Genomic DNA, 21,193 nt, shown 5'->3' with positions numbered 1-21,193 from the left:
TTTGTTTGTTCTCAATTTGAGTTCAGCGTTTTTCTGCCGTTCTCGGCCAGATCGAGCAAGACCTTTGCTCCGATCTCGCCGGAAGGTCGCTCCGTGGCCATTATTGATATCACTTTATCAAAGCCATCAAGCTGCGCCTGACGCGACGCACTTTTCTGCATAAGTTTATCGACATAACGAGCAAGATTACCTGGCCTTACCGATTCATTGAAAAACTCCGGCACAACGGGTTCATCAGCGATAATGTTCGGAAGAGCCGCACTCCAGATCGTGATCTTGGACAGCAGAAACTGGCGTGCAAACCAATCAGCCTTGTATGACAAAATGGTCGGGATGCGCGACAGTGCAAGCTCCAGCGAGACAGTACCCGACGCAGCCAGTGCTGCATCTGCACGCGCAAAGGCATCCCACTTGGCTTCATCACCGGTCACGATAAGCGGCTTAACGGCCCAATCCTTGGAAAGCTCACGCACCATTTCCTCAATGCGCGGCAATGTAGGTAAAATGACCTCAAGCTTTTCGATCCGCTTTGAAAGCTCTTCTACAGCCTTGCCGAAGGGTTCCATAAGCGTCTGGATTTCGTCACGGCGCGATCCGGGAAGCAACAACAGGCAGCGTGAGCCATCAGGCCAGCGTTGCGCTTCAGCGGCGCGCTGCGCAGCCTGTACTTTTACAATCGGCGCGTAGCTGCTGAGACGATGTCCGACATAGGTTGATTGCGGGCCGTTAAGCCGCTTCATGACCTCAACTTCAAACGGTAATACCGTGAGCACATGGTCGACATAGGCACGCATCGCTTTGGCGCGCTGCGGACGCCAGGCCCAGACACTCGGAGCGATATATTTCACGATTGGAATTGAAGGGCTGGCCGCGCGGATTTTTTTCGCAACACGATGCGTGAATTCCGGGCTGTCGATGAGCAGAACACAATCAGGCTTTTCTGTAACGATCCGCTTTGCTGTCTGATTTATACGCAGAATAAGCCCAGGCAGATTCTTGAGAATAGCACCAAGCCCCATCAAGGCTATTTCATGCGGGTCAAAGAAGGTTTTCAATCCACGTTCAGCAAGATGGTCACCACCAACACCAACGATATCGACGAGCCGATCTGTCTGGCCGCGAAGAGCATCAACCAAATCAGCACCGAGGAGATCGCCGGATTCCTCTCCGGCCACGATCGCAATTTTCAATGGCCGGCTGGTTTTGCTCAACGTGCTAAGTCCCTTTGGTTTCGACTGATCGTCTCAATGAAAAGACCTTTTTCATTGGCCGCAGCCATGGTTTCACCAAGACCGAGAATGAAAGTGCGACCAGCTTCAATCGCAATACCGGACAAGCCAGCACGGGCTGCGTTCTCCACTGTCGATACGCCGATTGCCGGCAAATCTGCCCGCTCATCCTGTCTTGGCTTGGCCATTTTGACAAGTACGCCGCCACGCTTGGGAATACGACCTGCCTGACGAAGCGCGTAAACACGCTCGATCATCTGATCGGTGCCTTCTGCACCTTCAAGCGCCACAACACGGCCACCTGCAGCAATTGCACCCTGCCCGACATCCAATTCGCCAAGACGAAGCGCAGCTTCCATAGCGAGCAAAACGTTCCGGCGTTCGCGGGAATCGGGCGTCAGACGCGTGATCGCTCTCGGCGGTGTCGGTGAGAGAAGATCAGGAACAACTTCATGCGCTCCGACCATCTTGAAGCCATAGCGCTCAAGCAGGCGCATGAATGCACGCAGTAACGCATCATCGCCTTGACCGAGCGCGGTCAGAACATAGCGCACAGCCCTTATCGTCGGAAGATTGAGTTTGAGGTCACTCAGATGCGGACGGTTACGAAGGCCACCGGCAAGGACAACTTGAGTGACGCCAGCCGACCGCATGGCACGGATGAGCATACCAAAATCAATCGCTGCGATTTCCTGATGTTCATATTCATAGAGCGAGGCATCAGCCTCACCACGCAGTGGAAGCATAAAAGGCGGATTTCCATCCGCCTTCAGAGCTTCAGCCACTTTTATCGGCAAAAGGCCATTGCCAGCAATAATGGCTGTGCGTTGACGCTTTACCGCGCTATCAATCGTCGTCGCCGTCATCCATCGCTCCACCTACCGATGAGCCAAGCGGCGGCGTGCAATAAGCGCGCTTATTTTCCACCAGAATGAAGGAGATAAGATCAGCCACACCATCAGAATCAGGAATAGCCTTAAGCACATCCTGTGCACGCTCACGCACCGGCTTGGTGCGGTCAAAGAGCATGTGGACTGCATGACGCAGATTATGGATATCCTTGCGCTGCATACCGGAACGCTTCATTCCGATGATGTTCAGACCGCCGAGATAAGCATGGTTGCCGATCGCACTGCCGTAAGGAATGAGATCATGGGCCAGTGCCGCCATACCGCCAACAAAAGCATGATGGCCAACACGCGTGAACTGGTGAACAGCAGAACCGCCGCCGAGAATGGCGTGATGACCGATTTCGACGTGGCCACCAATCATAACGTTGTTAGCAAACGTGACGTGATCGCCGACATCGCAATCATGAGCGACGTGTGCATAGGCGAGAAACTGGCAATTGTTGCCAACGCTCGTGTAACCACGGCTACTGTCAGAACCGCGGTGCATAGTAACACCTTCGCGGACAAGGCAGTTATCGCCAACAACTAGCGTCGTCGGGCCACCCTTGTGCTTACCGTTCTGTGGATCGCAACCCAAAACAGCGTGCGGATAAACCTTGGCATTGGCGCCAAGACGAACAGCATCGCTAATAACAACATGGCTCATCAGTTCAGAATTATCGCCGATGACGGCGCCGGACTGAACGTGACAAAAAGGACCGACGGAAACGCCCTGTCCAAGTTCCACACCCGGCTCCACGAGAGCGGTAGGGTGGATAAAAGTTTCCTTCATTGAAGTACTCATGCCTTCTCTTCGGCTACGCCAACCATTGCGGCGACTTCAGCTTCGGCAACCTTTACGCCATCAACTTCAGCCACGCACTCAAATTTAGAGATATTTCCGCGTTGTTTAACCTTCTTCACGTGAAGGTGAAGCTGATCACCAGGAACAACTGGACGGCGGAACTTGGCTTTGTCGATTGTCATGAAATAGACGAGGCTTGGCGCGTCAGAGCCCTGATTGAGAACAGTGATCGCGCCTGCCGTCTGCGCCATGGCCTCAATGATGAGAACACCTGGCATAATCGGCTTGTCGGGAAAATGACCGGTAAAATGTGGCTCATTGATCGTGACATTCTTGATGCCAGTCGCAGACTCATCACCATTGATATTGATGATGCGATCAATCAGCAAAAATGGATAACGATGCGGGAGCGCACGCAGAACAGCCTGAATATCTGCAACTTCCAGCTTCTGATTAGTTTCACTCATCAGAGGATTGCTCCTTTTTTGGTTTCCCGATGCTCCGGATATTTGCGATATCCCTGAACCATTGTTTAATAGGACGAGCGGGGAAGCCCCCCCAACGCTCGCCATCGGGTATGTCATTCATCACACCGCTTGCTGCGGCAATCTGCACGCGCGAACCAATAACCAGATGATCCGCAAGACCAACGCGGCCTCCGAGCATCGTCTGGTCACCGATCACGCAACTTCCCGAAATACCGCAATGCGCGGCAACGATACAAAACCGGCCAATACGCACATTGTGTGCGATTTGCACCAGATTATCGATCTTGGTGCCCTCACCGATAACAGTGTCGCTCAAAGCGCCACGGTCGATCGTGGTGTTCGCACCAATCTCAACGTCATCCTGAAGGATGACGCGGCCAAGTTGAGGGACTTTTTCAAGGCCTCTAGGACCGGGAACATAGCCGAATCCGTCCTGCCCTATACGGACACCCGGATGCAGGGATACGCGATTACCGATCATAGCGAACTGAACAGCAACGCCCGGCGCAATATAGCTATCGCGGCCGATCTGGCAGCCTTCACCGACCACAGCTGTCGCCGCAATAAGCGTTCCTGTGCCTACGCTCACACCTTTGCCGATGACTGCGCCTGCTTCAATCGTAGCACCCGCCTCAATCGATGCAGTAGGATGCACATAAGCAGCTGGCGAAACGCCCGTTTCACCTAGCCAGCTTTCAGGCCGCACAGAAACAGGAAACAGCATTCGCCCAACGGACGAAAAATCGCGTTGTGGATTTCTGGTTACAAGCGTAGCAACATTGGAAGGCACGCTGTCAGCAACATCTTCAGAACACAAAACACCCGCGGCTTTTATACCAGCAAGAGCCTGTGCGTTCTTCTTACCATCGACAAATACGAGGGCATCATCACTCGCGTCATTCAATGACGCCAGACGCGCAACAGAACGCGGTGCAAGCTTCGGGTTGCGAAGGCTTGCACCGGTAAAATCAGCAATATCGCCAATCGTGAGGTCACGAGAAGGCTTGAAGAAAATGGGATCTGCCATCAAAGCACTTTCTTGCCCGGGGCATGTCTGCCCCGGGAAAAGGCAAATCTATTAGAACTTGGTCGAAACACCAAAGTTGAAATTCTGAACCTTATCGGTGTCAGCCTTTGCAATCGGGAACGCATAGTCGAAGCGCAGCGGACCGAATGGAGAAGCCCACATCAAGCTCACACCAGCCGAAGCGCGGAGTTTCTTGTCATCGCCCAAGACGCCCGGGGTATCGTTTCCGTACAAGGTTGCAGCGTCTGCGAACAGAGCACCACGGATACCAAGGCTTTCTGGAACGAGCGGCATCGGGAACTGAACTTCAGCAGTACCGCTGAAGTAGGTGGTGCCACCCATCCAGTAACGATTGCCGTTAGCAGCATCCTGATAAGGACCAATACCGTTGAACTTGAAGCCGCGGATAATGTCGGTGTTGTTCTTGAACAGATCGAAGATACGAACGCCGTCACTACCAAATTCGTGGATGTAACCACCGCCGACACCCAGCATACCGACAATGTCAGCTTCCTGCATAAGCGTGGTGTAGTAGTTACCCTTGAAAGTCGTCTTCAGATACTTCGCGTCGCCACCAAGACCTGCGAATTCCTGCGTGAACTTGGCATAAAGACCTTCATGTGGGTTCTTCATGTCGTCGATCGAGTTATACGTCAGCGAGTAGCTGATCGACGAACGCAGCCATGGGCTATGCTCAGCAGCTTCAATAAGTGCTGGAGCATAATAGTTAGGATCTGGATTGCCATTCTGGTCAGAAACGTACAGGTCGTACTTTTCCTGAACCAGGTTATAGGCCAGACCAGCCGAGAAGTTGTCAGTAATCGGCAGGCCGAAGCGGATCGTACCACCCGTCTGCTGAACGTCATAACGACCACCGTTGTCTACGCGGTACGAACGACGGAATACGTCAAAACCGGCCGACATGCGATAACCGAGGAAGTAAGGCTCAGTGAACGACAGTGCGTAGTTACGCATTTCGTCCTGACCTGCACCAGCACTGATTCGGATAAACTGACCACGGCCGAGGAAGTTACGCTCGGTAATCGCAGCTTCAACCTGCGCACCTGGCGATTCACCGCCGGTCGTGTAACCACCACCGATCGAGAATTCACCGGTCGACTTTTCGACAACATCAACCACCAGGATAACCTGATCGGGCTCGGAGCCTGGAGCCGTCGAAATATTGACGGTCTGGAAGAAGTCGAGAGCTTCAAGACGGCGCTTAGCGCGCTGAACCATAACCTGATTGAAGGCGTCGCCTTCGTTCATGTCGAATTCACGACGAATCACGTAGTCGCGCGTCTTGTCGTTGCCGCGGATTTCAATGCGCTGAACGTAAGCGCGTGGACCCTGATCAACGCTATAAACAACCGAGATTGTGTGATTGTCGAAGTCGCGGTCGCCGCGTGGCTCAACCTTAGCGAAAGCGTAACCGCTACCAGCAACGTTTTCGGTAACCGCAAGAACGGAGTCTTCGATTTCCTTGGCGCTGTAAGGCTTACCTTCGCGGGTCTTGACCAAATGACCGAGCGACTGCGTATCAACACCATCAACGGTGCTTTCGACGCTGACATTACCAAAGGTATAGCGCTGACCTTCATCAACCGTAACGGTGATGTCGTATTCGTTGGTCGATGGATTCAGAACCGCATTAGACGACAGTACACGGAAATCTGCATAACCGCGATTGTAGTAGAAGCGGCGTAGCGTTTCTTCGTCAGCCTGCAGACGGCCTTCATCGTAAACGTCATTACGGGTCAGCCACGATAGCGGGTTCGAACGCTTTGTGGAGATCACGTCACGCAGACGACGGGCGCTGTATGCACTGTTACCAACGAAATTGATGCTGGCGATCTTCGTGCGCGAACCTTCTGTGATTTCATAAACCACGTTCACGCGACCCTGACCGAGATCAACAGTGCGAGCATTTACAGTCGCATCGCTGCGGCCGATATGAGCATATGCACCCTTGATGGCTTCCTTATCAGCTTCCATCGTTGCCGCATCAAACGGCGAACGGGCTTTAAGCTGAACAGCACGAGCCAGATCAGGATCTTTGACCTTCTTGTTGCCCTGAAAGAGAACATTGTTCACAACCTGGCGCTCGTTCACCTGAACGATCAGCGAACCACCTGACTGGTTGATGCGCACGTCCGAGAACAGCCCCATTGCGAACAAGCGCTTAACAGCAGCATCAATATCATTGCTGTTGAAAGCTTTGCCCGGGCGAATGTCGATGTTGTCACGGATTGTCTGAGCATCGACGCGCGTATTACCGCGAACTTCAATGCGATTGACGACCGCAGCCTCAGCAGCATTGATCGATGCCAGAGAGAGCGCAGCAGTACCCGAAGCTACAAGAGCCACCGACATGGCGAGCGCTGAAGCGGCGCCAAAGAATTTAGAACTTGCCGTCATAGGCTTTCCGAACCTTCGTTTCTTTCTGTCCCCGGGGCGAATTTCCCAGAAATGCACGTATAGATACAACCGTAATAGCCGGTTTTTCTATACAAGCAAGCGTCGCGGTTAAAAACTGTTTACTTAAACAACCGGCGTGGCATCCGCGCCACGCGATTTAACTGTTATGGTAAACAGATCACTACGCTTTTCCAGTCCTCACTCCCAATGTTCATTTCTGATTAACGCCTCCGTACGGCTTCCGCCACACGTTGCGCTCCTTACGGTGGAGAGTCTCGCCAATCAGCAGCGCGACCCGGCTCCCCGTTTGCCAGCCGGACAGTGATCTAGCAGGCAAACAGGTCGTTGAAAAGTACGAACCCCATGAATCCCATCACAACGAGGAACCCAACACGATAAAAAATTTCCTGTGCCCCAACAGACACTGGGCTGCCTTTGATTGCTTCAACAGCATAAAAAACCAAATGTCCGCCATCCAATGGTGGCAACGGAAACAGGTTCAAAAGCCCAATACCAATGGAAAGCATGGCTGTCAGCTGGATAAGCCAGTCGAATCCCTGACTTGCAGCTTTGCCAGCCATATTGGCAATTTTCACTGGACCGCCGAGTTGGCACTTATCTTCACGGCCAACGGCAAAGCGTTGAAAAAACTCACCAGTCCGGCTGATGATGTGACCGGTTTCGACAATCGCCTGCCCCACTGATTCGAGCGGACCATACTCAATGCGTCGAAAATTACCGACCGCCTGCGTAGTTTCCACGCCGATAGCACCCATCTTGACCTTGTTACCCAGCGGATCAGTGCGTTCGACAAGGGCAGGTGTCGCTTTCAAATCGACCATCTTGCCGCCGCGTTCAACGGTAAAGTCCAACTCATCACCTGAGCGACCAGAAACTATCCGCTGAACATCGGAGAAAGTTGTGATTTTCTGTCCCTCAACACTGATAAAACGGTCGCCTGGCTCAAAACCAGCTTCGGCAGCCGGGCTACCGGGCTGAACACCAGCAACAAGCGGATCAGCGATCTGCCGACCATAAAGCGCAAAGAACACGCTGAAGATGACAACCGTAAGAATGATGTTGAAGGCGGGACCTGCAAAAACAGTCGCGGCACGTTTCCAGACCGGCTGGGTATGAAATGCCCTGCTCTGTTCTTCTGCACTGAGATTGGAGTTATCCACACCCACAGGTGAGCTTGTGGCGCTTTCATCACCCAAAAACTTCACGTAGCCGCCGAGCGGAATCGCAGAAAGCTTCCAACGCGTGCCATGCTTGTCGGTGAAACCGATCAGTTCGGGTCCGAAGCCGATGGAAAAGGCACTCGCACCGATGCCGCACCAGCGTCCAACGAGATAGTGGCCCATTTCATGCACAAAGACGACAACCGTCAGTACAAATAGAAATGGAATTATCGTTCCTACAAGCAGACTTTCGCTGCCGATAAAAAAGGCCAGAGCCTCCTGCAAAGCACCACTCCTACGAATTCACACGCATCAGAAACTAAAGAAAATTGCAGACGGAACATCTGGCTCGGCAATAATCGCACCAAAGATGTACAAAAGTGCAGCAGCCGCAACAAGTCCGTCAACCCGATCCAGAACGCCGCCGTGTCCTGGCAGAAGGCGGCCCGAATCCTTTGCACCGAACTGACGCTTCACCCATGATTCTGCGAGATCGCCAATCTGCGAAACAATCGACAGCAGCAATGCCAGCAATGGCACAACCCAGCTTCCGGGAGGTGCAACGAGCGATGCAACCAGAATACCACCCGCAACTGCAGCAGCGGCTCCGCCTAAAGCACCAGACCATGTCTTGTTTGGTGAAAAACGCGGCGCCAGTTTCGGTCCGCCCAGAGCGCGCCCATTGAAATAGGCTGCGATGTCGGTGGACCATACGACGGCAAAAAGAAAGCAGATAGCTGTGAAACCGAACGGCTCATCGCCTCGAAGCAGCGAAAGCGAAATTGCAGAAAAACCGGCGTAAAAGAGGCCTGCAGCAGGCCAACCACGCCCGGTCTTCCACTGAGTTACGAGAAGAAGAATTGAACCTGCAAGCAGCGCCCCGATAGTCAGCAGCGCGCTACGATCAAGCACAAGAAGAATAAATGTGAGAATAAGCCAAGCCCAGCCAAAGAGGCGGGAAAAGGACGTCTGCTTTGTCGCACTGAGTTCCGTCCACTCATAAAACATCGCCAAACCGATCGCGATGGAAAAAAGCGTGAAACCCAGTCCGCCTACCCAGGTCAGCCAGAGAGCTGCAGCGCCGAGAACGATGGCGGTCAGAATGCGAGTTTGCAGATTTGACATTGATACCTTTCGGCTAACCTAAACTGTTAGAGCGGCCTTTGTGCGCCCCACCGGCCGCACGGCACTCTATGCGGCCAGGCCGCATCAAACCGCTGCACCTTTTGCTGAAGTGCATTCGATTGCAGGTGAACACTCTTCGAGCTTGTCACGCACCTCTACACCACCAAAACGGCGCTCGCGCTGACGGAAGACCTCATAAGCCGCATCAAGATCGGCAGGCTTGAAGTCTGGCCAGTGGCCAGGAACGAACAGAAATTCTGCATAGGCTGCCTGCCAAAGCAGAAAATTAGACAGGCGCATTTCGCCACTGGTACGGATAATCAAATCCGGATCGGGAATACCGGCCGTGTCCAGATTGGCGGAGATCAGCTCCGCAGAAATCGATGATGGGTCAAGACGGCCAGCCGCCACATCACGCGCAAGGCTTTGCACCGCGCGGACGATTTCATCGCGAGAACCATAGTTGAAAGCGATAATGAGGTTAAGGCCGCTATTATGGCGGGTCAGAGATTCTGCTTCGCCAAGCAGGCTGCAAATGTCTGCGGCCAGCCCTTCGCGCTCACCAATAATGCGCACGCGCACATTATTACGATGCAGTTCGGCAAGATCGCGGCGGATAAAAAGCTTCAGCAATCCCATGAGATCGCCGACTTCACCGCTTGGGCGCGACCAGTTTTCTGACGAGAATGCAAAGAGGGTAAGATAGCCAAGGCCGCGGTCGCCAGCGCCCCTCACCGTCTCACGCAAAGCTTCGACACCGGCCCTGTGACCGGCGCTGCGCGGCAAACCGCGTGCCTTCGCCCAACGGCCATTGCCATCCATAATAATGGCTATGTGGCGCGGATCGGACATGGCGAAGCTCTCCTCATTGGTAAATCATGCACAGCCAGTGCCTAACGTCATAAATCTGTAGCGCTTTGAAAAACACAATCAGAATTTCATAACTTACCAGACACTGGCAACAACTTGTTTCTAGTAGCCCATGCTTTCAAAGCCGCACTTTTCTGAAAAAAGAATTCGCGCGCTCCAAAATCAGGAAACTAGACCTGCATGATCTCACCTTCCTTGACCGAAACGATCTTATCCATTTCAGCGATCGTATCATCGGTGAGCTTCTGAACCTTCTCAGAAAGACCACGACTGTCATCCTGGCTGATATCGCCGTCTTTCTCGAGCTTCTTCAGCGTATCCATACCGTCACGACGAACGTGACGGACTGCAATACGACCCTGTTCAGCATACTGATGCGCAATCTTGACCAGTTCCTTGCGGCGCTGTTCGTTGAGCTCCGGCAAAGGAATACGCAACGTCATACCGTCAGTAATCGGATTAAGGCCGAGACCGGAATCACGAATCGCACGCTCTACAGCGCCAACCATGGTCTTATCCCATACGGAAACTGACAGCATACGCGATTCAGGTACCGTAATATTGGCAACCTGATTGATCGGCATTTCAGATCCGTAAGCCGTAATCGTGATTGGTTCGAGCAAGCTTGCAGAAGCGCGACCCGTACGCAGACCACCAAGGTCATGCTTCAGGGCATTAACAGCGCCTTCCATGCGTCGCTTCAGGTCGTTGATGTCAAAAACATCGCTCATGCATGTTCTCCTTCAGTGCGCGACAAGACAAACGATCAATACGCCGATCAATTATCGGAAACGATCGTGCAGCGTCCTTTGCCTTGTAGAATTTCGGCCAAGCCGCCGTTTTCATGGATGGAATAGACTATTATCGGAATGTTGTTCTCGCGTGCAAGGGCGACCGCCGTTGTATCCATGACGGCAAGCCCGCGATCAAGAACTTCCTTGTGCGTAAGCGCGTCAAATCGCGTTGCGGTTGGGTCTTTCTTCGGATCGGCGGAATAGATGCCGTCAACCTGAGTACCTTTAAGAAGCGCATCGGCGCCCACTTCAGCTGCACGCAGAGCTGCCGCAGAATCTGTCGTGAAGAAAGGATTGCCCGTGCCGCCTGCAAAGATCACAACCTTGCCCTCGTCCATATAAGCAGTTGCCTGTCGCTGCGAGAAACTCTCGCAAATTTCAGGCATTGCTATGGCGGAGAGAACAACCGCATCCACGCCGATCTTGTGAAGCGAAGTACGCAGCGCCAGCGAATTGATCACGGTGGCAAGCATCCCCATATGGTCGCCTGTCACGCGATCGCCGCCCTTGGATGCAACCGCTACGCCACGGAAAATATTTCCGCCGCCAATAACGACGCCCACCTCAACACCAAGCTCCCGCGCTTGTTTGATATCATTGGCAATGCGGTCAGCAACCGAAACATCGATGCCAAAGCCCTGACTGCCCATCAATGCCTCGCCCGAGGCTTTCAAAAGAACGCGTTTATAGGCGGACTTAACGGACATGGAGTGTTCTCCGCAGATTGTGATCAACTGTTAGTATTGGGGTTCCGATACACGAAGGGCACCGCGTTGTCACGCGATGCCCTTCATAATCAAAAGCCTTTTCAGATGAAAAGACGAATTAGCCCTTGGCTGCAGCAGCAACTTCAGCAGCGAAATCGCTTTCTTCCTTCTCGATGCCTTCACCGAGAGCGATACGTGCAAAGCCAGTGATCTTAGCAGGAGCGCCGATCGACTTTTCAGCTTCCTTGAGGGCAGCTTCAACAGTCAGATCAGGATTGATAACGAAAGCCTGCGAAAGAAGAACAACTTCTTCATAGAACTTGCGCATACGGCCTTCGATCATCTTTTCGATGATTGCATCTGGCTTGCCCGATTCACGAGCCTGCTCGATGAAGATCGCCTTTTCGCGTTCTGCAGCAGCTGGATCAACGTCAGCAGCGGTCAGAGCGAGTGGGTTGATAGCAGCAACGTGCATCGCAACCTGACGACCGAACGCTGTTGCAGCTTCTGCATTGCCTTCGGTTTCGATTGCAACGAGAACGCCGAGCTTGCCGAGGCCATCCGAAACACCGTTGTGGATGTAGGTAGCAACTGCACCCTTGGAAACTTCAAGAGCTGCCGAACGACGGAAGCTGATGTTTTCACCAATGGTCGCAACTGCGTCCTTAGCAACCTGCGTAACGGACTTGCCGTCGATGTTTGCTTCAGCAACAGCTTCAGACGAACCGTCGGTCGAAAGAGCAGCCTGAGCGATCTTGCGGACGAGATCCTGGAAAGCGTCGTTACGAGCAACGAAGTCGGTTTCGGAGTTGACTTCAACGACAACAGCCTTGTTGCCGGAAGCAGCAACGCCAACCAGACCTTCAGCAGCCGTACGGCCAGCCTTCTTGTCAGCCTTAGCGATACCCTTGGCGCGCAGCCAATCAACAGCGGCTTCTACGTCGCCGTTGGTTTCAGCAAGCGCTGCCTTGCAGTCCATCATGCCTGCGCCGGTCAGTTCGCGGAGTTCTTTAACCTGTGATGCGGAAATGCTCATTGTGTCGCCTTTCACGAAAGCGAAGGCACACCGAATGGGTGTGCCAACTTTTAACCGACGCTCATTGCATCGGAACGAATGAAGTTATCCACCCGTCATGTGACGGATGGATGAAATTCATGAGCGCTGATTATGCGCCTTCAGCTGGAGCTTCGAGAGCTGGCTCGATAGGAGCTTCAGCCTGTGCGCCAACGTCGATGCCGAGAGCGCCCTGCTGACGTGCAATACCGTCGAGAGCAGCGCGAGCAACCAGATCGCAATAGAGCGAAATAGCGCGTGCAGCGTCGTCGTTGCCTGGGATTGGGAAGTCGATCTGGTCTGGATCGCAGTTCGAATCGATAACCGCAACAACTGGAATACCAAGACGCTTGGCTTCCTGGATAGCAATTGCTTCCTTGTTGGTGTCAATGATGAACATCAGGTCAGGAACCGAACCCATGTCCTTGATGCCGCCGAGAGCGCGGTCAAGCTTTTCGCGTTCGCGTTCGAGGTTCAGGCGTTCCTTCTTCGAGTAACCCTGAGCGTCGCCAGCGAGAATTTCGTCGAGCTTGCGCAGACGCTGGATCGAGTTTGAGATCGTCTTCCAGTTGGTCATCATGCCGCCGAGCCAGCGTGCATTGACGTAGTACTGAGCCGAACGAGCTGCTGCGTCAGCGATGATGTCCGAAGCCTGGCGCTTCGTACCAACGAACAGAACGCGACCGCCGCGAGCAACGGTGTCCGAAACGATCTTCAGCGCGTTGTGCAGCAGAGGAACGGTCTGGGACAGATCAAGAATGTGGATGTTGTTGCGGTCGCCATAGATGTAAGGAGCCATCTTTGGGTTCCAGCGGTGGGTCTGGTGACCGAAGTGAACACCAGCTTCCAGAAGCTGACGCATGCTGAATTCAGGCAATGCCATCTGTATTTTCCTTTTCCGGTTGAACCTCCACGGGCTGAGGCGATTGCTCGCCACCGGAGGCTGAGGCAGGATTTCTCCCTGCAAAAGCCCAATCCCGTGTGTGGAATAGGCGCGCTGTTAAACCAACACGCCAATAAATGCAAGCCTTGCGACCATTATAACGCCAAAGGCTGTGGCAAACGACCTATTTGCAATCCGCTTTGGGTGCTTTGTCATCATAGACATCAAGCTTAACCAGCTTTCCACGCATGGCGAAATCACCGTAATCCATAGTCAAGTCGCGGGTGATGCCGTTTTTGTAAAGCTTGAAGTTGATGCGATAGATTGGAAGACCGTCCTGCTTTTCCTTGTCGTCAAAGTAGGAGATCGTCACCGGCCAGACATTGTCCTTCGTGAACTTGCCCATGGCTTTGGTTTCGTCGTTCTTGGCTTCCTGCTCCTTACCAACGACAACCGTCGTCGAGACAACGCGGTCCGCATCTTCCGACGCATCATAAAGAGACGTCTGATAGAACTTTTCACCAGCTGCCGCTTTGGCGATCAGCTCTTCCATATGCATCGTCGGAAACTGCGTCGCCTTGAGATCGAGCTTGTTCTCCTTCGGCTTGGTCAGTTCAACAAGGGTCTTGCCATCTGCAACCTTGGCATCGCCACGAACTTCTTTGACCAGTTCCTTGTCAACGAAGGTTTTGTTGACGAAACGGAAATCCTTGCCGTTGCCGCTTTCAAACGTTGTCGTCTGCTGATCGGTCACGCGTTGCGGCTGCTCATCCATATCGATGCGCGTCACAAAGCGAAAATTCGTCGTATAGCCTTCGCAAGCCGAGCCATTGAACTCATAGACCATACGCCCCGTCAGGCCACTAATCCCGGATTTCTCATCGGCACGATCCAATGTGAGATCATACACTGCGCGATGCGGAACCAACGTTACCGTCGAAGCAGCATTGGCAATCGTTGCCGAACCACCCCAAACACAAACTGCCGCTCCAGTCGCCACAAATGTCATTCTCAAAAAACGCATACATGAATCTCCCGATCTATTGAGGAGCATGATAAAAAAACTCGTGGCGGAAGCGAGGCAAAAAACGCACCCTCCCCAAAGCTTCACCGATTCTATTTAATGTATCGGGTGCGAAAGGCATTAAGTTAGCAAGGATTAATGGAATGACCGACACAATCGACAGCCGTCTTAAAAATCTGGGTATATCTTTACCGGAAGCTGCAGCACCGGCTGCAAACTATGTGCCTTTCGCGCAAACCGGCCCTCTGTTGCTGACTTCGGGCCAGCTTCCATTGGAAAACGGCAAGCTCATTCACACTGGTCAGATCGGCGATGCGCTGACGGTTGCTCACGGCCAGGCCGCAGCACGCGCCTGCGCCGTCAATATTCTCGCACAGGCAAAGGCAGCTCTTGGCGATCTGAACGAGATCAAGCGCATCGTAAAGATCACCGTATTCGTTTCCTCGACAGCCGATTTTGTTGAACAGCATCTGGTTGCCAATGGCGCATCAGATCTTCTCGTCGCTGTCCTCGGCGATGCTGGCAAACACGCCCGCTCAGCTGTCGGCGTTGCAAGCCTGCCGTTGAATGCACCGGTTGAAATCGAAGCAATCATCGAGGTTGCATAATGTCATCTCCTGAATGGCTCAAGAAACAGCCAATTGCGCATCGTGGCCTCCACGATCTCAATAAAGAGCGGTGGGAAAACACACTCGCAGCCTTTGATGCAGCAGCGAAAGCTGGCTTTGCAATTGAATGCGACGTGCATCTGACCAAAGACGGCGGCGTCATCGTGTTTCATGATGACGACCTCAAGCGCCTTACCGGGCGCGAAGGCCGTATCAGCGATCTGACGCTCGCAGAGGCTACTGAGCTTCATATTGGCGGCACTGCTGATCGCGCGCCAACGCTCAAACAGATGCTTGATCTGATTGCTGGCCGCGTGCCTGTCGTGATTGAGCTGAAGGGCATTGAAGGCCGCGATGATGGTCTCGTGGCGGCTGTTGCAAAAGAACTCGCTTCTTATAAAGGCGAAGCTGCAATCATGTCTTTCGACCATCATCTGGTTCGACTGTTTGCAAGCGACGCTCCCGGCATCCCGGGAGGCCTGACCGCAGAAGGCACACGTACAAAGGATTTCGAAGCGCATTTCTCAATGCTAGCGCATCAGATTTCCTTCGTATCCTATAATGTGCATCACCTGCCGAACCCATTCGTCAGCTTCGTTCGTGAAAAGCTCGCCCTTCCGGTCATCAGCTGGACAGTACGCGATACAGAAATGAAAAAGCATAGCGATCTCAACGTGGATCAGATCACCTTTGAAGGCTTCGATCCGCGCACATTAGTCGCTTAACAGGACATTTCGCCATGAGTGACGACGAGAAGCAGACTGAGCAAAGCTTCGCTCTTCGCATCGTTGAAAGCGTTGGCGACTTTTCGGAAGACGAATGGAACCATCTTGCCGGAACTTCCCGGCAGGATGGCAATTATAATCCGTTTATTTCCCGCGCATTTCTTCTGGCGCTGGAACAATCAGGCTCCGTGTCACAACAGGCTGGCTGGTTGCCTCACTATCTCCGCCTCGAGGACGATCAGGGGTATCTTATCGGGGCAATTCCCAATTACCTGAAAGGCCATAGTCAGGGCGAATATGTATTCGACCACGGCTGGGCAGATGCTTTTGAACGCGCAGGCGGGCGTTACTACCCCAAGTTTCAGGCATCAGTTCCGTTCACACCCGCAACTGGCCCGCGCCTGCTTCACCATCGGGAGTTTGAACCCGAAGCCATCCAGGTTGCTCTCGCGACGGGGCTGCGGCAACTCACTGATCAAACAGGCGCTTCTTCTGCTCACGTTACATTCGCGCCTCAGATCGAGATTTCATCGCTCGAAGCAGCCGGTTTTCTGCATCGAACCGATCAGCAGTTTCATTTTATAAACAATGGCTTTTCTAATTATGATGATTTTCTAAATGAGCTTGTGTCAAGAAAACGCAAAGCTCTCAAAAAAGAACGCCGAGAGGCGCTTTCAGAAGGCATCGAAATCGACTGGCTGACCGGCAAGGAGTTGACGGAAGCGGTCTGGGATGACTTTTATGAATTCTATGTTGATACAGGCAGCCGCAAGTGGGGACGCCCCTATCTCAACCGCAAGTTTTTCTCGCTGATTGGCGAAACAATGGCGCAGGATATCCTGCTGGTCATGGCGAAACGTAATGGTCGTTACATTGCCGGTGCGATCAATTTCATCGGTAGCGATACACTTTATGGACGTCACTGGGGCTGTATCGAGGATCACCCATACCTCCATTTTGAGGTTTGCTACCATCAGGCAATAGACTTCGCGATTGATCGCAAATTACGGGTTGTGGAAGCAGGTGCACAGGGCGAGCACAAGCTTGCGCGTGGCTATGTGCCTGTTACGACCCATTCCGCGCATTATATTGCGCATGAAGGTTTCCGCCGCGCTGTCAGCGATTATCTGGAACGTGAACGGCGAGAAGTCGATCAGATACATGCAGCACTGGAAGAGCACACGCCCTTCAAGCAGGCATGACGATAACAACCGAATAAGAGACTGAACTGGAGAGAACAGCATGTCCGCCACCTATGATGACAACAACATCTTTGCAAAAATCCTGCGCGGCGAGATTCCGTCAACGCGCGTTTATGAAACGGATGATGTTGTGGCATTCATGGATGTCATGCCGCAGGGAACCGGCCACACACTGGTTGTTCCAAAAGCCCCTTCACGCAACCTGCTTGATGCAAAGCCGGAAGCGCTCGCCGAAGCCATCAAAGCCGTGCAGAAGATCGCAAATGCCGTGAAGAAGGCTTTTGACGCGGATGGCGTTACTGTCATTCAGTTTAACGAACCGGCAGCAGGCCAGACAGTTTACCACCTGCACTTCCACGTCATTCCGCGTTTTGAAGGCGTAGAACTGAAGCCTCACACCGGAAAAATGGAAGACGCAGCCGTTCTTACAGCAAATGCTGAGAAAATCCGCGCAGCACTTTGATAAGAATCGTCTTTATAAGCTCAACAATCCGGCAATCAGCAGCGCTTCTGCCACCACAATACCGACAAGCAAGCGCTTACCCGCGATAAGATAAGCGACGAATCCGGCGGCTGCCGATCCAACACGAAGCCACATCGGGGAGTTTGCGAGCTCCCCGTTCGGATACAGAATAAGCTGTGCGATCACGCCTGCAACCAGTGCCGTCGCAACACAGCGCACAAACACCAGAACCTCCGAATCCTCACGTACCCGGCCACCGACAACCACTCCCATAACGCGGAAGATGTATGTTGGAAGTGCTCCTGCAAGCAGGATGAATACAAACGGCCACCACCAATCGGAATAGCTGCCCCAATTCATTGCAGAGCCTCCTTGCTCGCCTTGCGCGAGCGGTGAAAGGCGAATGAAATCAGCCCGCCGAAAATACCAGTCAGAAGCAGATCATAGCCCGGTGTAAACTGGTGGAAGATCGGGAACAGCACGATGCCCGAAACCATCGCAATCTGCCCTGCCCGTTCGCGCGCCGATCTCCAGAGCGACGTTAGAAAATACATCGGCGTGAGCATGAAAAGCGCTGCAAACACGACAGGCGGAAAAGATGCCGACAGCATATAAACCAGGGCGACCACAAGCGCATTCGTGCCGACAAGAACGGTGCCGATGCCTGCAAAATAGCTGGTCCGCATATTGCGCGGCACATTACGCAGCTCTTCCATTGCCATGACCCAGGCCGTCACCGCCACAAAATGGCATAGGGCCGCAAGCGTCAGCTTGCGTGTCTTTGGGCCTTTCAATTCCGGTAAAAGCGCCACCACCATCGGCATGAGGCGAACAGACGACAATCCGACAGCCAAGGCCGCTGCTGGGATTGATACCCCGGCGCTGATCGCGCCAATGAGCACCACCTTTGCAGGGAGAGCCCAAATGGTCAGTGTCATAAACACCGCCTGCCCGGCTGTTATGCCACTTTCAATTGCCAGCCCTGAAAAGCCAATAAAAGAACTCATCAGCAAAATGGCAGGTACGCTCACGATTCGACGCGTACCGCGAAAAAACCAGCCAAGATGGCCAGATTGCTCTGCTGACTGTTGGTCGGAACTGGGGGAAAGACTCGAAGACATGCTTCAAACTAAAGCATTTCCAGCAAAAGTGCGAAGCGGTTTTTCAGCCGCAAATGCGGTCAATAAAAAAGGCCCTTCATGTGAAGGGCCTCTTTAAGCTCTTATTTCTTACGCGGCACTTTAGGAACCGACGATTTCGCCGTCGAAGCCTTGGTGGCAGGTTTTGGCGCGGCCTCATCCTTGCCAGCCAGAACCTTTTCCTTTTCAGCCTTCTTCGGTGCTGCCTTCTTGCGCACGGGCTGCTTCTTTTCTGCCGGAATATCCTTCTTCGGAGTAACCGGCTTGTCGGAAACAGTCTCAAGAGCAAGATCGGTCTTACCGTCGTCCTTTGTCGTCACATCGACGCGAACCGTACCGCCATGCTTGAGCTTGCCGAACAGCACTTCATTGGCCAATGGCTTCTTGATGTGTTCCTGAATCACGCGAGCCAGCGGACGCGCGCCCATGCGCTCGTCATAACCCTTGTCAGCAAGCCATGCGATAGCAGGCTCGGTCAGTTCGAATGTCACGCCACGTTCTGCAAGCTGTGCCTCGAGCTGCAGCACGAACTTCTGAACGACCTGATGAATGACCGGAACCGGCAGCGGACCGAATGGAACGATTGCGTCGAGACGGTTGCGGAACTCCGGCGTGAATAGCCGGTTGATCGCTTCCATGTCGTCGCCTTCGCGCCGTGTCGAACCGAAACCAATCGCAGCCTTTGCCATATCGGCGGCACCGGCATTGGTGGTCATGATCAGAATCACATTGCGGAAATCGATCTTCTTGCCGTTGTGATCGGTGAGCGAGCCATGATCCATAACCTGCAACAGAATGTTGTAGAGGTCTGGATGCGCCTTTTCGATTTCGTCGAGCAACAGCACGCAATGCGGATGCTGATCGACACCATCGGTCAGAAGGCCACCCTGATCGAAGCCGACATATCCTGGAGGGGCACCGATCAAACGCGATACGGTGTGACGCTCCATATATTCCGACATGTCGAAACGAAGCAGTTCGACGCCCAGCGAAGAAGCAAGCTGCTTGGCGACTTCCGTCTTACCGACACCTGTTGGGCCGGAGAACAGATAGGAGCCGATTGGCTTGTCTGCTTCCCGCAAACCTGCGCGGGCAAGTTTGATTGCAGAGGAAAGCGCTTCAATCGCCAGATCCTGACCATACACAACGCGCTTCAGTTCCGATTCAAGATGTGCGAGCACCTGCTCGTCATCCTTCGAAACAGATTTCGGCGGTATCCGCGCCATGGTGGCAATGGTTGCTTCGATTTCCTTGACGCCAATGGTCTTCTTGCGCTTGTTTTCCGGCAGAAGCATCTGGCTTGCACCAGTTTCATCGATCACGTCGATGGCTTTGTCGGGCAACTTGCGGTCGGAGATATAGCGTGCGGAAAGCTCCACAGCCGACTTGATGGCATCAACCGTATATTTGACTTTATGGAAGTCTTCAAAATACGGCTTCAGACCCTTCATGATCTCAATCGCATCCGGAATCGACGGCTCATTGACATCAATCTTCTGGAAACGACGCACCAGAGCGCGGTCCTTCTCGAAGAACTGACGATATTCTTTATATGTCGTCGAACCAATGCAACGGATTGCACCCGAAGAAAGCGCTGGCTTTAGCAGGTTCGATGCATCCATCGCACCGCCCGAAGTGGCGCCGGCACCGATGACGGTGTGAATTTCGTCGATGAATAGAACCGCACCCGGAAATTCTTCGAGCTCTTTTACGACCTGCTTCAGACGCTCTTCGAAATCACCGCGATAACGTGTACCTGCAAGCAGCGTACCCATGTCGAGCGAGAAGATCGTGGCATCAGCAAGCGCTTCAGGCACATCGCCTTCCACGATTCGCTTTGCCAGACCTTCAGCAATCGCGGTTTTACCAACGCCCGGATCACCCACATAAAGCGGGTTGTTCTTGGAGCGACGGCAGAGAACCTGAATGGTGCGGCTGATCTCGCTGTCACGACCGATCAGCGGATCGATACGACCGGACTTGGCTTTCTCGTTCAGATTGACGCAATAGGCAGTAAGCGCATCCTGCTTTTTCTTTGCGCCTTCTTCCGGCTCCACACTCGTACGTTCTTCGCTCGGGCTTTCAGCGCCACGCGGCGTACGCGTTTCGCTGCTCTGCGTGCGTTTTGAAATGCCGTGCGAAATATAATTGACGGCATCATAGCGCGTCATCTGCTGCTCCTGCAGGAAGTAGGCAGCATGGCTTTCGCGCTCTGCAAAGATGGCAACCAGCACATTCGCACCGGTAACTTCTTCACGGTTGGAGGATTGGACGTGAATTACGGCGCGCTGGATCACGCGCTGGAAAGCTGCCGTCGGCTTGGAATCCTCGTCATAGCCGGTGACGAGATTGTCCAGTTCACGGTCGATATAATCGGTCACGATCCGTTTGAGATGCTCGAGATCGACGTTACAGGCGCGCATCACTGCGCCCGCATCCTGATCGTCGATCAGGGCAAGCAAGAGGTGTTCGAGCGTCGCATATTCGTGATGCCGCTCGTTCGCGATGGTAAGCGCTTGATGCAGCGCCCTTTCAAGGCTGGGAGAAAACGATGGCATATG

General features: G+C 53.3%; 21 protein-coding genes and 1 pseudogene. 5 read left to right on the top strand and 17 right to left on the bottom strand.

Features of this window, described 5'->3' with window-relative positions; translation table 11 throughout:
- Positions 1 to 11: 11 nt before the first annotated feature.
- The 14 genes and pseudogenes from lpxB to eipB all read right to left on the bottom strand — a co-directional run bounded on the left by lpxB (position 12) and on the right by eipB (position 14,495).
- The gene (lpxB, locus tag RT142_RS00435; protein ID WP_313026473.1) at positions 12 to 1,211 is read right to left on the bottom strand and encodes a lipid-A-disaccharide synthase; all 1,200 of its coding nucleotides are present in this window, start codon (positions 1,209 to 1,211) and stop codon (positions 12 to 14) included.
- Complete coding sequence (locus tag RT142_RS00430; protein WP_007875185.1) at positions 1,208 to 2,095, bottom strand: LpxI family protein; 888 nt, start codon at positions 2,093 to 2,095, stop codon at positions 1,208 to 1,210. The genes lpxB and RT142_RS00430 overlap by 4 nt, the downstream gene beginning before the upstream one ends.
- Positions 2,076 to 2,912, bottom strand: coding sequence for an acyl-ACP--UDP-N-acetylglucosamine O-acyltransferase (lpxA, locus tag RT142_RS00425; protein WP_007875193.1), 837 nt, complete (start codon positions 2,910 to 2,912; stop codon positions 2,076 to 2,078). Before lpxA ends, RT142_RS00430 begins: the two co-directional genes overlap by 20 nt.
- An 8-nt stretch (positions 2,913 to 2,920) precedes the next feature.
- Positions 2,921 to 3,391, bottom strand: a complete 471-nt coding sequence (gene fabZ / locus RT142_RS00420) for a 3-hydroxyacyl-ACP dehydratase FabZ (RefSeq protein ID WP_007875195.1) — start codon at positions 3,389 to 3,391, stop codon at positions 2,921 to 2,923.
- A complete protein-coding gene (gene lpxD / locus RT142_RS00415; protein WP_007875197.1) occupies positions 3,384 to 4,439 on the bottom strand; it encodes a UDP-3-O-(3-hydroxymyristoyl)glucosamine N-acyltransferase in 1,056 nt (351 codons plus the stop codon). The genes fabZ and lpxD overlap by 8 nt, the downstream gene beginning before the upstream one ends.
- 51 nt (positions 4,440 to 4,490) lie before the next feature.
- The gene (gene bamA / locus RT142_RS00410) at positions 4,491 to 6,857 is read right to left on the bottom strand and encodes an outer membrane protein assembly factor BamA (RefSeq protein WP_105518621.1); all 2,367 of its coding nucleotides are present in this window, start codon (positions 6,855 to 6,857) and stop codon (positions 4,491 to 4,493) included.
- 326 nt (positions 6,858 to 7,183) lie between these two features.
- The gene (rseP, locus tag RT142_RS00405) at positions 7,184 to 8,323 is read right to left on the bottom strand and encodes an RIP metalloprotease RseP (RefSeq protein ID WP_064320682.1); all 1,140 of its coding nucleotides are present in this window, start codon (positions 8,321 to 8,323) and stop codon (positions 7,184 to 7,186) included.
- A gap of 27 nt (positions 8,324 to 8,350) precedes the next feature.
- Complete coding sequence (locus tag RT142_RS00400; RefSeq protein ID WP_231194093.1) at positions 8,351 to 9,163, bottom strand: phosphatidate cytidylyltransferase; 813 nt, start codon at positions 9,161 to 9,163, stop codon at positions 8,351 to 8,353.
- 84 nt (positions 9,164 to 9,247) lie between these two features.
- A pseudogene (locus tag RT142_RS00395) lies at positions 9,248 to 10,030 on the bottom strand (isoprenyl transferase); the annotation flags it as partial.
- Positions 10,031 to 10,203: 173 nt separating this feature from the next.
- On the bottom strand, positions 10,204 to 10,764 hold the full coding sequence (gene frr / locus RT142_RS00390) for a ribosome recycling factor (protein WP_007875208.1): 561 nt from the start codon (positions 10,762 to 10,764) through the stop codon (positions 10,204 to 10,206).
- Between the two features lie 47 nt (positions 10,765 to 10,811).
- A complete protein-coding gene (gene pyrH, locus RT142_RS00385) occupies positions 10,812 to 11,534 on the bottom strand; it encodes a UMP kinase (protein ID WP_007875209.1) in 723 nt (240 codons plus the stop codon).
- Between the two features lie 118 nt (positions 11,535 to 11,652).
- Positions 11,653 to 12,570: a translation elongation factor Ts gene (tsf, locus tag RT142_RS00380; protein WP_064320684.1), complete on the bottom strand. Its 918-nt coding sequence runs from the start codon at positions 12,568 to 12,570 to the stop codon at positions 11,653 to 11,655.
- Positions 12,571 to 12,700: 130 nt separating this feature from the next.
- Positions 12,701 to 13,471, bottom strand: coding sequence for a 30S ribosomal protein S2 (gene rpsB, locus RT142_RS00375; RefSeq protein ID WP_007875213.1), 771 nt, complete (start codon positions 13,469 to 13,471; stop codon positions 12,701 to 12,703).
- A gap of 184 nt (positions 13,472 to 13,655) precedes the next feature.
- Positions 13,656 to 14,495 (bottom strand): cell envelope integrity protein EipB, encoded by an 840-nt coding sequence (gene eipB / locus RT142_RS00370; RefSeq protein ID WP_313026466.1) that lies wholly within the window; start codon positions 14,493 to 14,495, stop codon positions 13,656 to 13,658.
- Positions 14,496 to 14,638: 143 nt separating this feature from the next.
- On the opposite strand from eipB, the gene RT142_RS00365 reads away from it, so the two are divergent.
- Genes RT142_RS00365 through RT142_RS00350 form a run of 4 tightly spaced genes read left to right on the top strand, consistent with a single transcriptional unit; the run spans position 14,639 to position 17,493 of the window.
- Entirely contained in the window at positions 14,639 to 15,103 is a 465-nt protein-coding gene (locus RT142_RS00365; protein WP_113160154.1) for a RidA family protein, read from the top strand.
- Positions 15,103 to 15,828 (top strand): glycerophosphodiester phosphodiesterase, encoded by a 726-nt coding sequence (locus RT142_RS00360; RefSeq protein ID WP_113160155.1) that lies wholly within the window; start codon positions 15,103 to 15,105, stop codon positions 15,826 to 15,828. Before RT142_RS00365 ends, RT142_RS00360 begins: the two co-directional genes overlap by 1 nt.
- Positions 15,829 to 15,842: 14 nt before the next feature.
- The gene (locus tag RT142_RS00355) at positions 15,843 to 17,030 is read left to right on the top strand and encodes a GNAT family N-acetyltransferase (protein WP_313026462.1); all 1,188 of its coding nucleotides are present in this window, start codon (positions 15,843 to 15,845) and stop codon (positions 17,028 to 17,030) included.
- 40 nt (positions 17,031 to 17,070) lie between these two features.
- The gene (locus RT142_RS00350) at positions 17,071 to 17,493 is read left to right on the top strand and encodes an HIT family protein (protein WP_064320689.1); all 423 of its coding nucleotides are present in this window, start codon (positions 17,071 to 17,073) and stop codon (positions 17,491 to 17,493) included.
- 12 nt (positions 17,494 to 17,505) lie between these two features.
- Here RT142_RS00350 and RT142_RS00345 read toward each other — a convergent pair whose 3' ends face one another.
- Complete coding sequence (locus RT142_RS00345) at positions 17,506 to 17,853, bottom strand: AzlD domain-containing protein (RefSeq protein WP_105518627.1); 348 nt, start codon at positions 17,851 to 17,853, stop codon at positions 17,506 to 17,508.
- Positions 17,850 to 18,500, bottom strand: coding sequence for an AzlC family ABC transporter permease (locus RT142_RS00340; protein ID WP_313026458.1), 651 nt, complete (start codon positions 18,498 to 18,500; stop codon positions 17,850 to 17,852). Before RT142_RS00340 ends, RT142_RS00345 begins: the two co-directional genes overlap by 4 nt.
- On the opposite strand from RT142_RS00340, the gene RT142_RS00335 reads away from it, so the two are divergent.
- Entirely contained in the window at positions 18,418 to 18,711 is a 294-nt protein-coding gene (locus RT142_RS00335; RefSeq protein WP_313027087.1) for a hypothetical protein, read from the top strand. The two genes, RT142_RS00340 and RT142_RS00335, sit on opposite strands and share 83 nt — an antisense overlap.
- Before the next feature lie 4 nt (positions 18,712 to 18,715).
- On the opposite strand, the gene clpA is transcribed toward RT142_RS00335, so the two are convergent.
- Complete coding sequence (clpA, locus tag RT142_RS00330; RefSeq protein WP_313026456.1) at positions 18,716 to 21,190, bottom strand: ATP-dependent Clp protease ATP-binding subunit ClpA; 2,475 nt, start codon at positions 21,188 to 21,190, stop codon at positions 18,716 to 18,718.
- Positions 21,191 to 21,193: the final 3 nt, after the last annotated feature.

Origin of the sequence: Brucella sp. (assembly GCF_032066345.1) — a bacterium.
Classification (GTDB): Bacteria; Pseudomonadota; Alphaproteobacteria; order Rhizobiales; family Rhizobiaceae; genus Brucella; species Brucella pseudogrignonensis.
Note: the sequence above shows the minus strand (reverse complement) of the source record. Positions and strands in the feature narration are given on the sequence as shown.

Bases quoted from the DNA above. Each gene is read 5' to 3' on its own strand.
- RT142_RS00430 (WP_007875185.1), bottom strand. From the start codon at position 2,095: ATGACGGCGACGACGATTGATAGCGCGGTAAAGCGTCAACGCACAGCC.
- lpxA (WP_007875193.1), bottom strand. From the start codon at position 2,912: ATGAAGGAAACTTTTATCCACCCTACCGCTCTCGTGGAGCCGGGTGTG.
- fabZ (WP_007875195.1), bottom strand. From the start codon at position 3,391: ATGAGTGAAACTAATCAGAAGCTGGAAGTTGCAGATATTCAGGCTGTT.
- lpxD (WP_007875197.1), bottom strand. From the start codon at position 4,439: ATGGCAGATCCCATTTTCTTCAAGCCTTCTCGTGACCTCACGATTGGC.
- bamA (WP_105518621.1), bottom strand. From the start codon at position 6,857: ATGACGGCAAGTTCTAAATTCTTTGGCGCCGCTTCAGCGCTCGCCATG.
- RT142_RS00400 (WP_231194093.1), bottom strand. From the start codon at position 9,163: ATGTCAAATCTGCAAACTCGCATTCTGACCGCCATCGTTCTCGGCGCT.
- frr (WP_007875208.1), bottom strand. From the start codon at position 10,764: ATGAGCGATGTTTTTGACATCAACGACCTGAAGCGACGCATGGAAGGC.
- pyrH (WP_007875209.1), bottom strand. From the start codon at position 11,534: ATGTCCGTTAAGTCCGCCTATAAACGCGTTCTTTTGAAAGCCTCGGGC.
- tsf (WP_064320684.1), bottom strand. From the start codon at position 12,570: ATGAGCATTTCCGCATCACAGGTTAAAGAACTCCGCGAACTGACCGGC.
- rpsB (WP_007875213.1), bottom strand. From the start codon at position 13,471: ATGGCATTGCCTGAATTCAGCATGCGTCAGCTTCTGGAAGCTGGTGTT.
- eipB (WP_313026466.1), bottom strand. From the start codon at position 14,495: ATGCGTTTTTTGAGAATGACATTTGTGGCGACTGGAGCGGCAGTTTGT.
- RT142_RS00365 (WP_113160154.1), top strand. From the start codon at position 14,639: ATGACCGACACAATCGACAGCCGTCTTAAAAATCTGGGTATATCTTTA.
- RT142_RS00360 (WP_113160155.1), top strand. From the start codon at position 15,103: ATGTCATCTCCTGAATGGCTCAAGAAACAGCCAATTGCGCATCGTGGC.
- RT142_RS00355 (WP_313026462.1), top strand. From the start codon at position 15,843: ATGAGTGACGACGAGAAGCAGACTGAGCAAAGCTTCGCTCTTCGCATC.
- RT142_RS00350 (WP_064320689.1), top strand. From the start codon at position 17,071: ATGTCCGCCACCTATGATGACAACAACATCTTTGCAAAAATCCTGCGC.
- RT142_RS00345 (WP_105518627.1), bottom strand. From the start codon at position 17,853: ATGAATTGGGGCAGCTATTCCGATTGGTGGTGGCCGTTTGTATTCATC.
- RT142_RS00335 (WP_313027087.1), top strand. From the start codon at position 18,418: ATGGTCAGTGTCATAAACACCGCCTGCCCGGCTGTTATGCCACTTTCA.
- RT142_RS00340 (WP_313026458.1), bottom strand. From the start codon at position 18,500: ATGAGTTCTTTTATTGGCTTTTCAGGGCTGGCAATTGAAAGTGGCATA.
- clpA (WP_313026456.1), bottom strand. From the start codon at position 21,190: ATGCCATCGTTTTCTCCCAGCCTTGAAAGGGCGCTGCATCAAGCGCTT.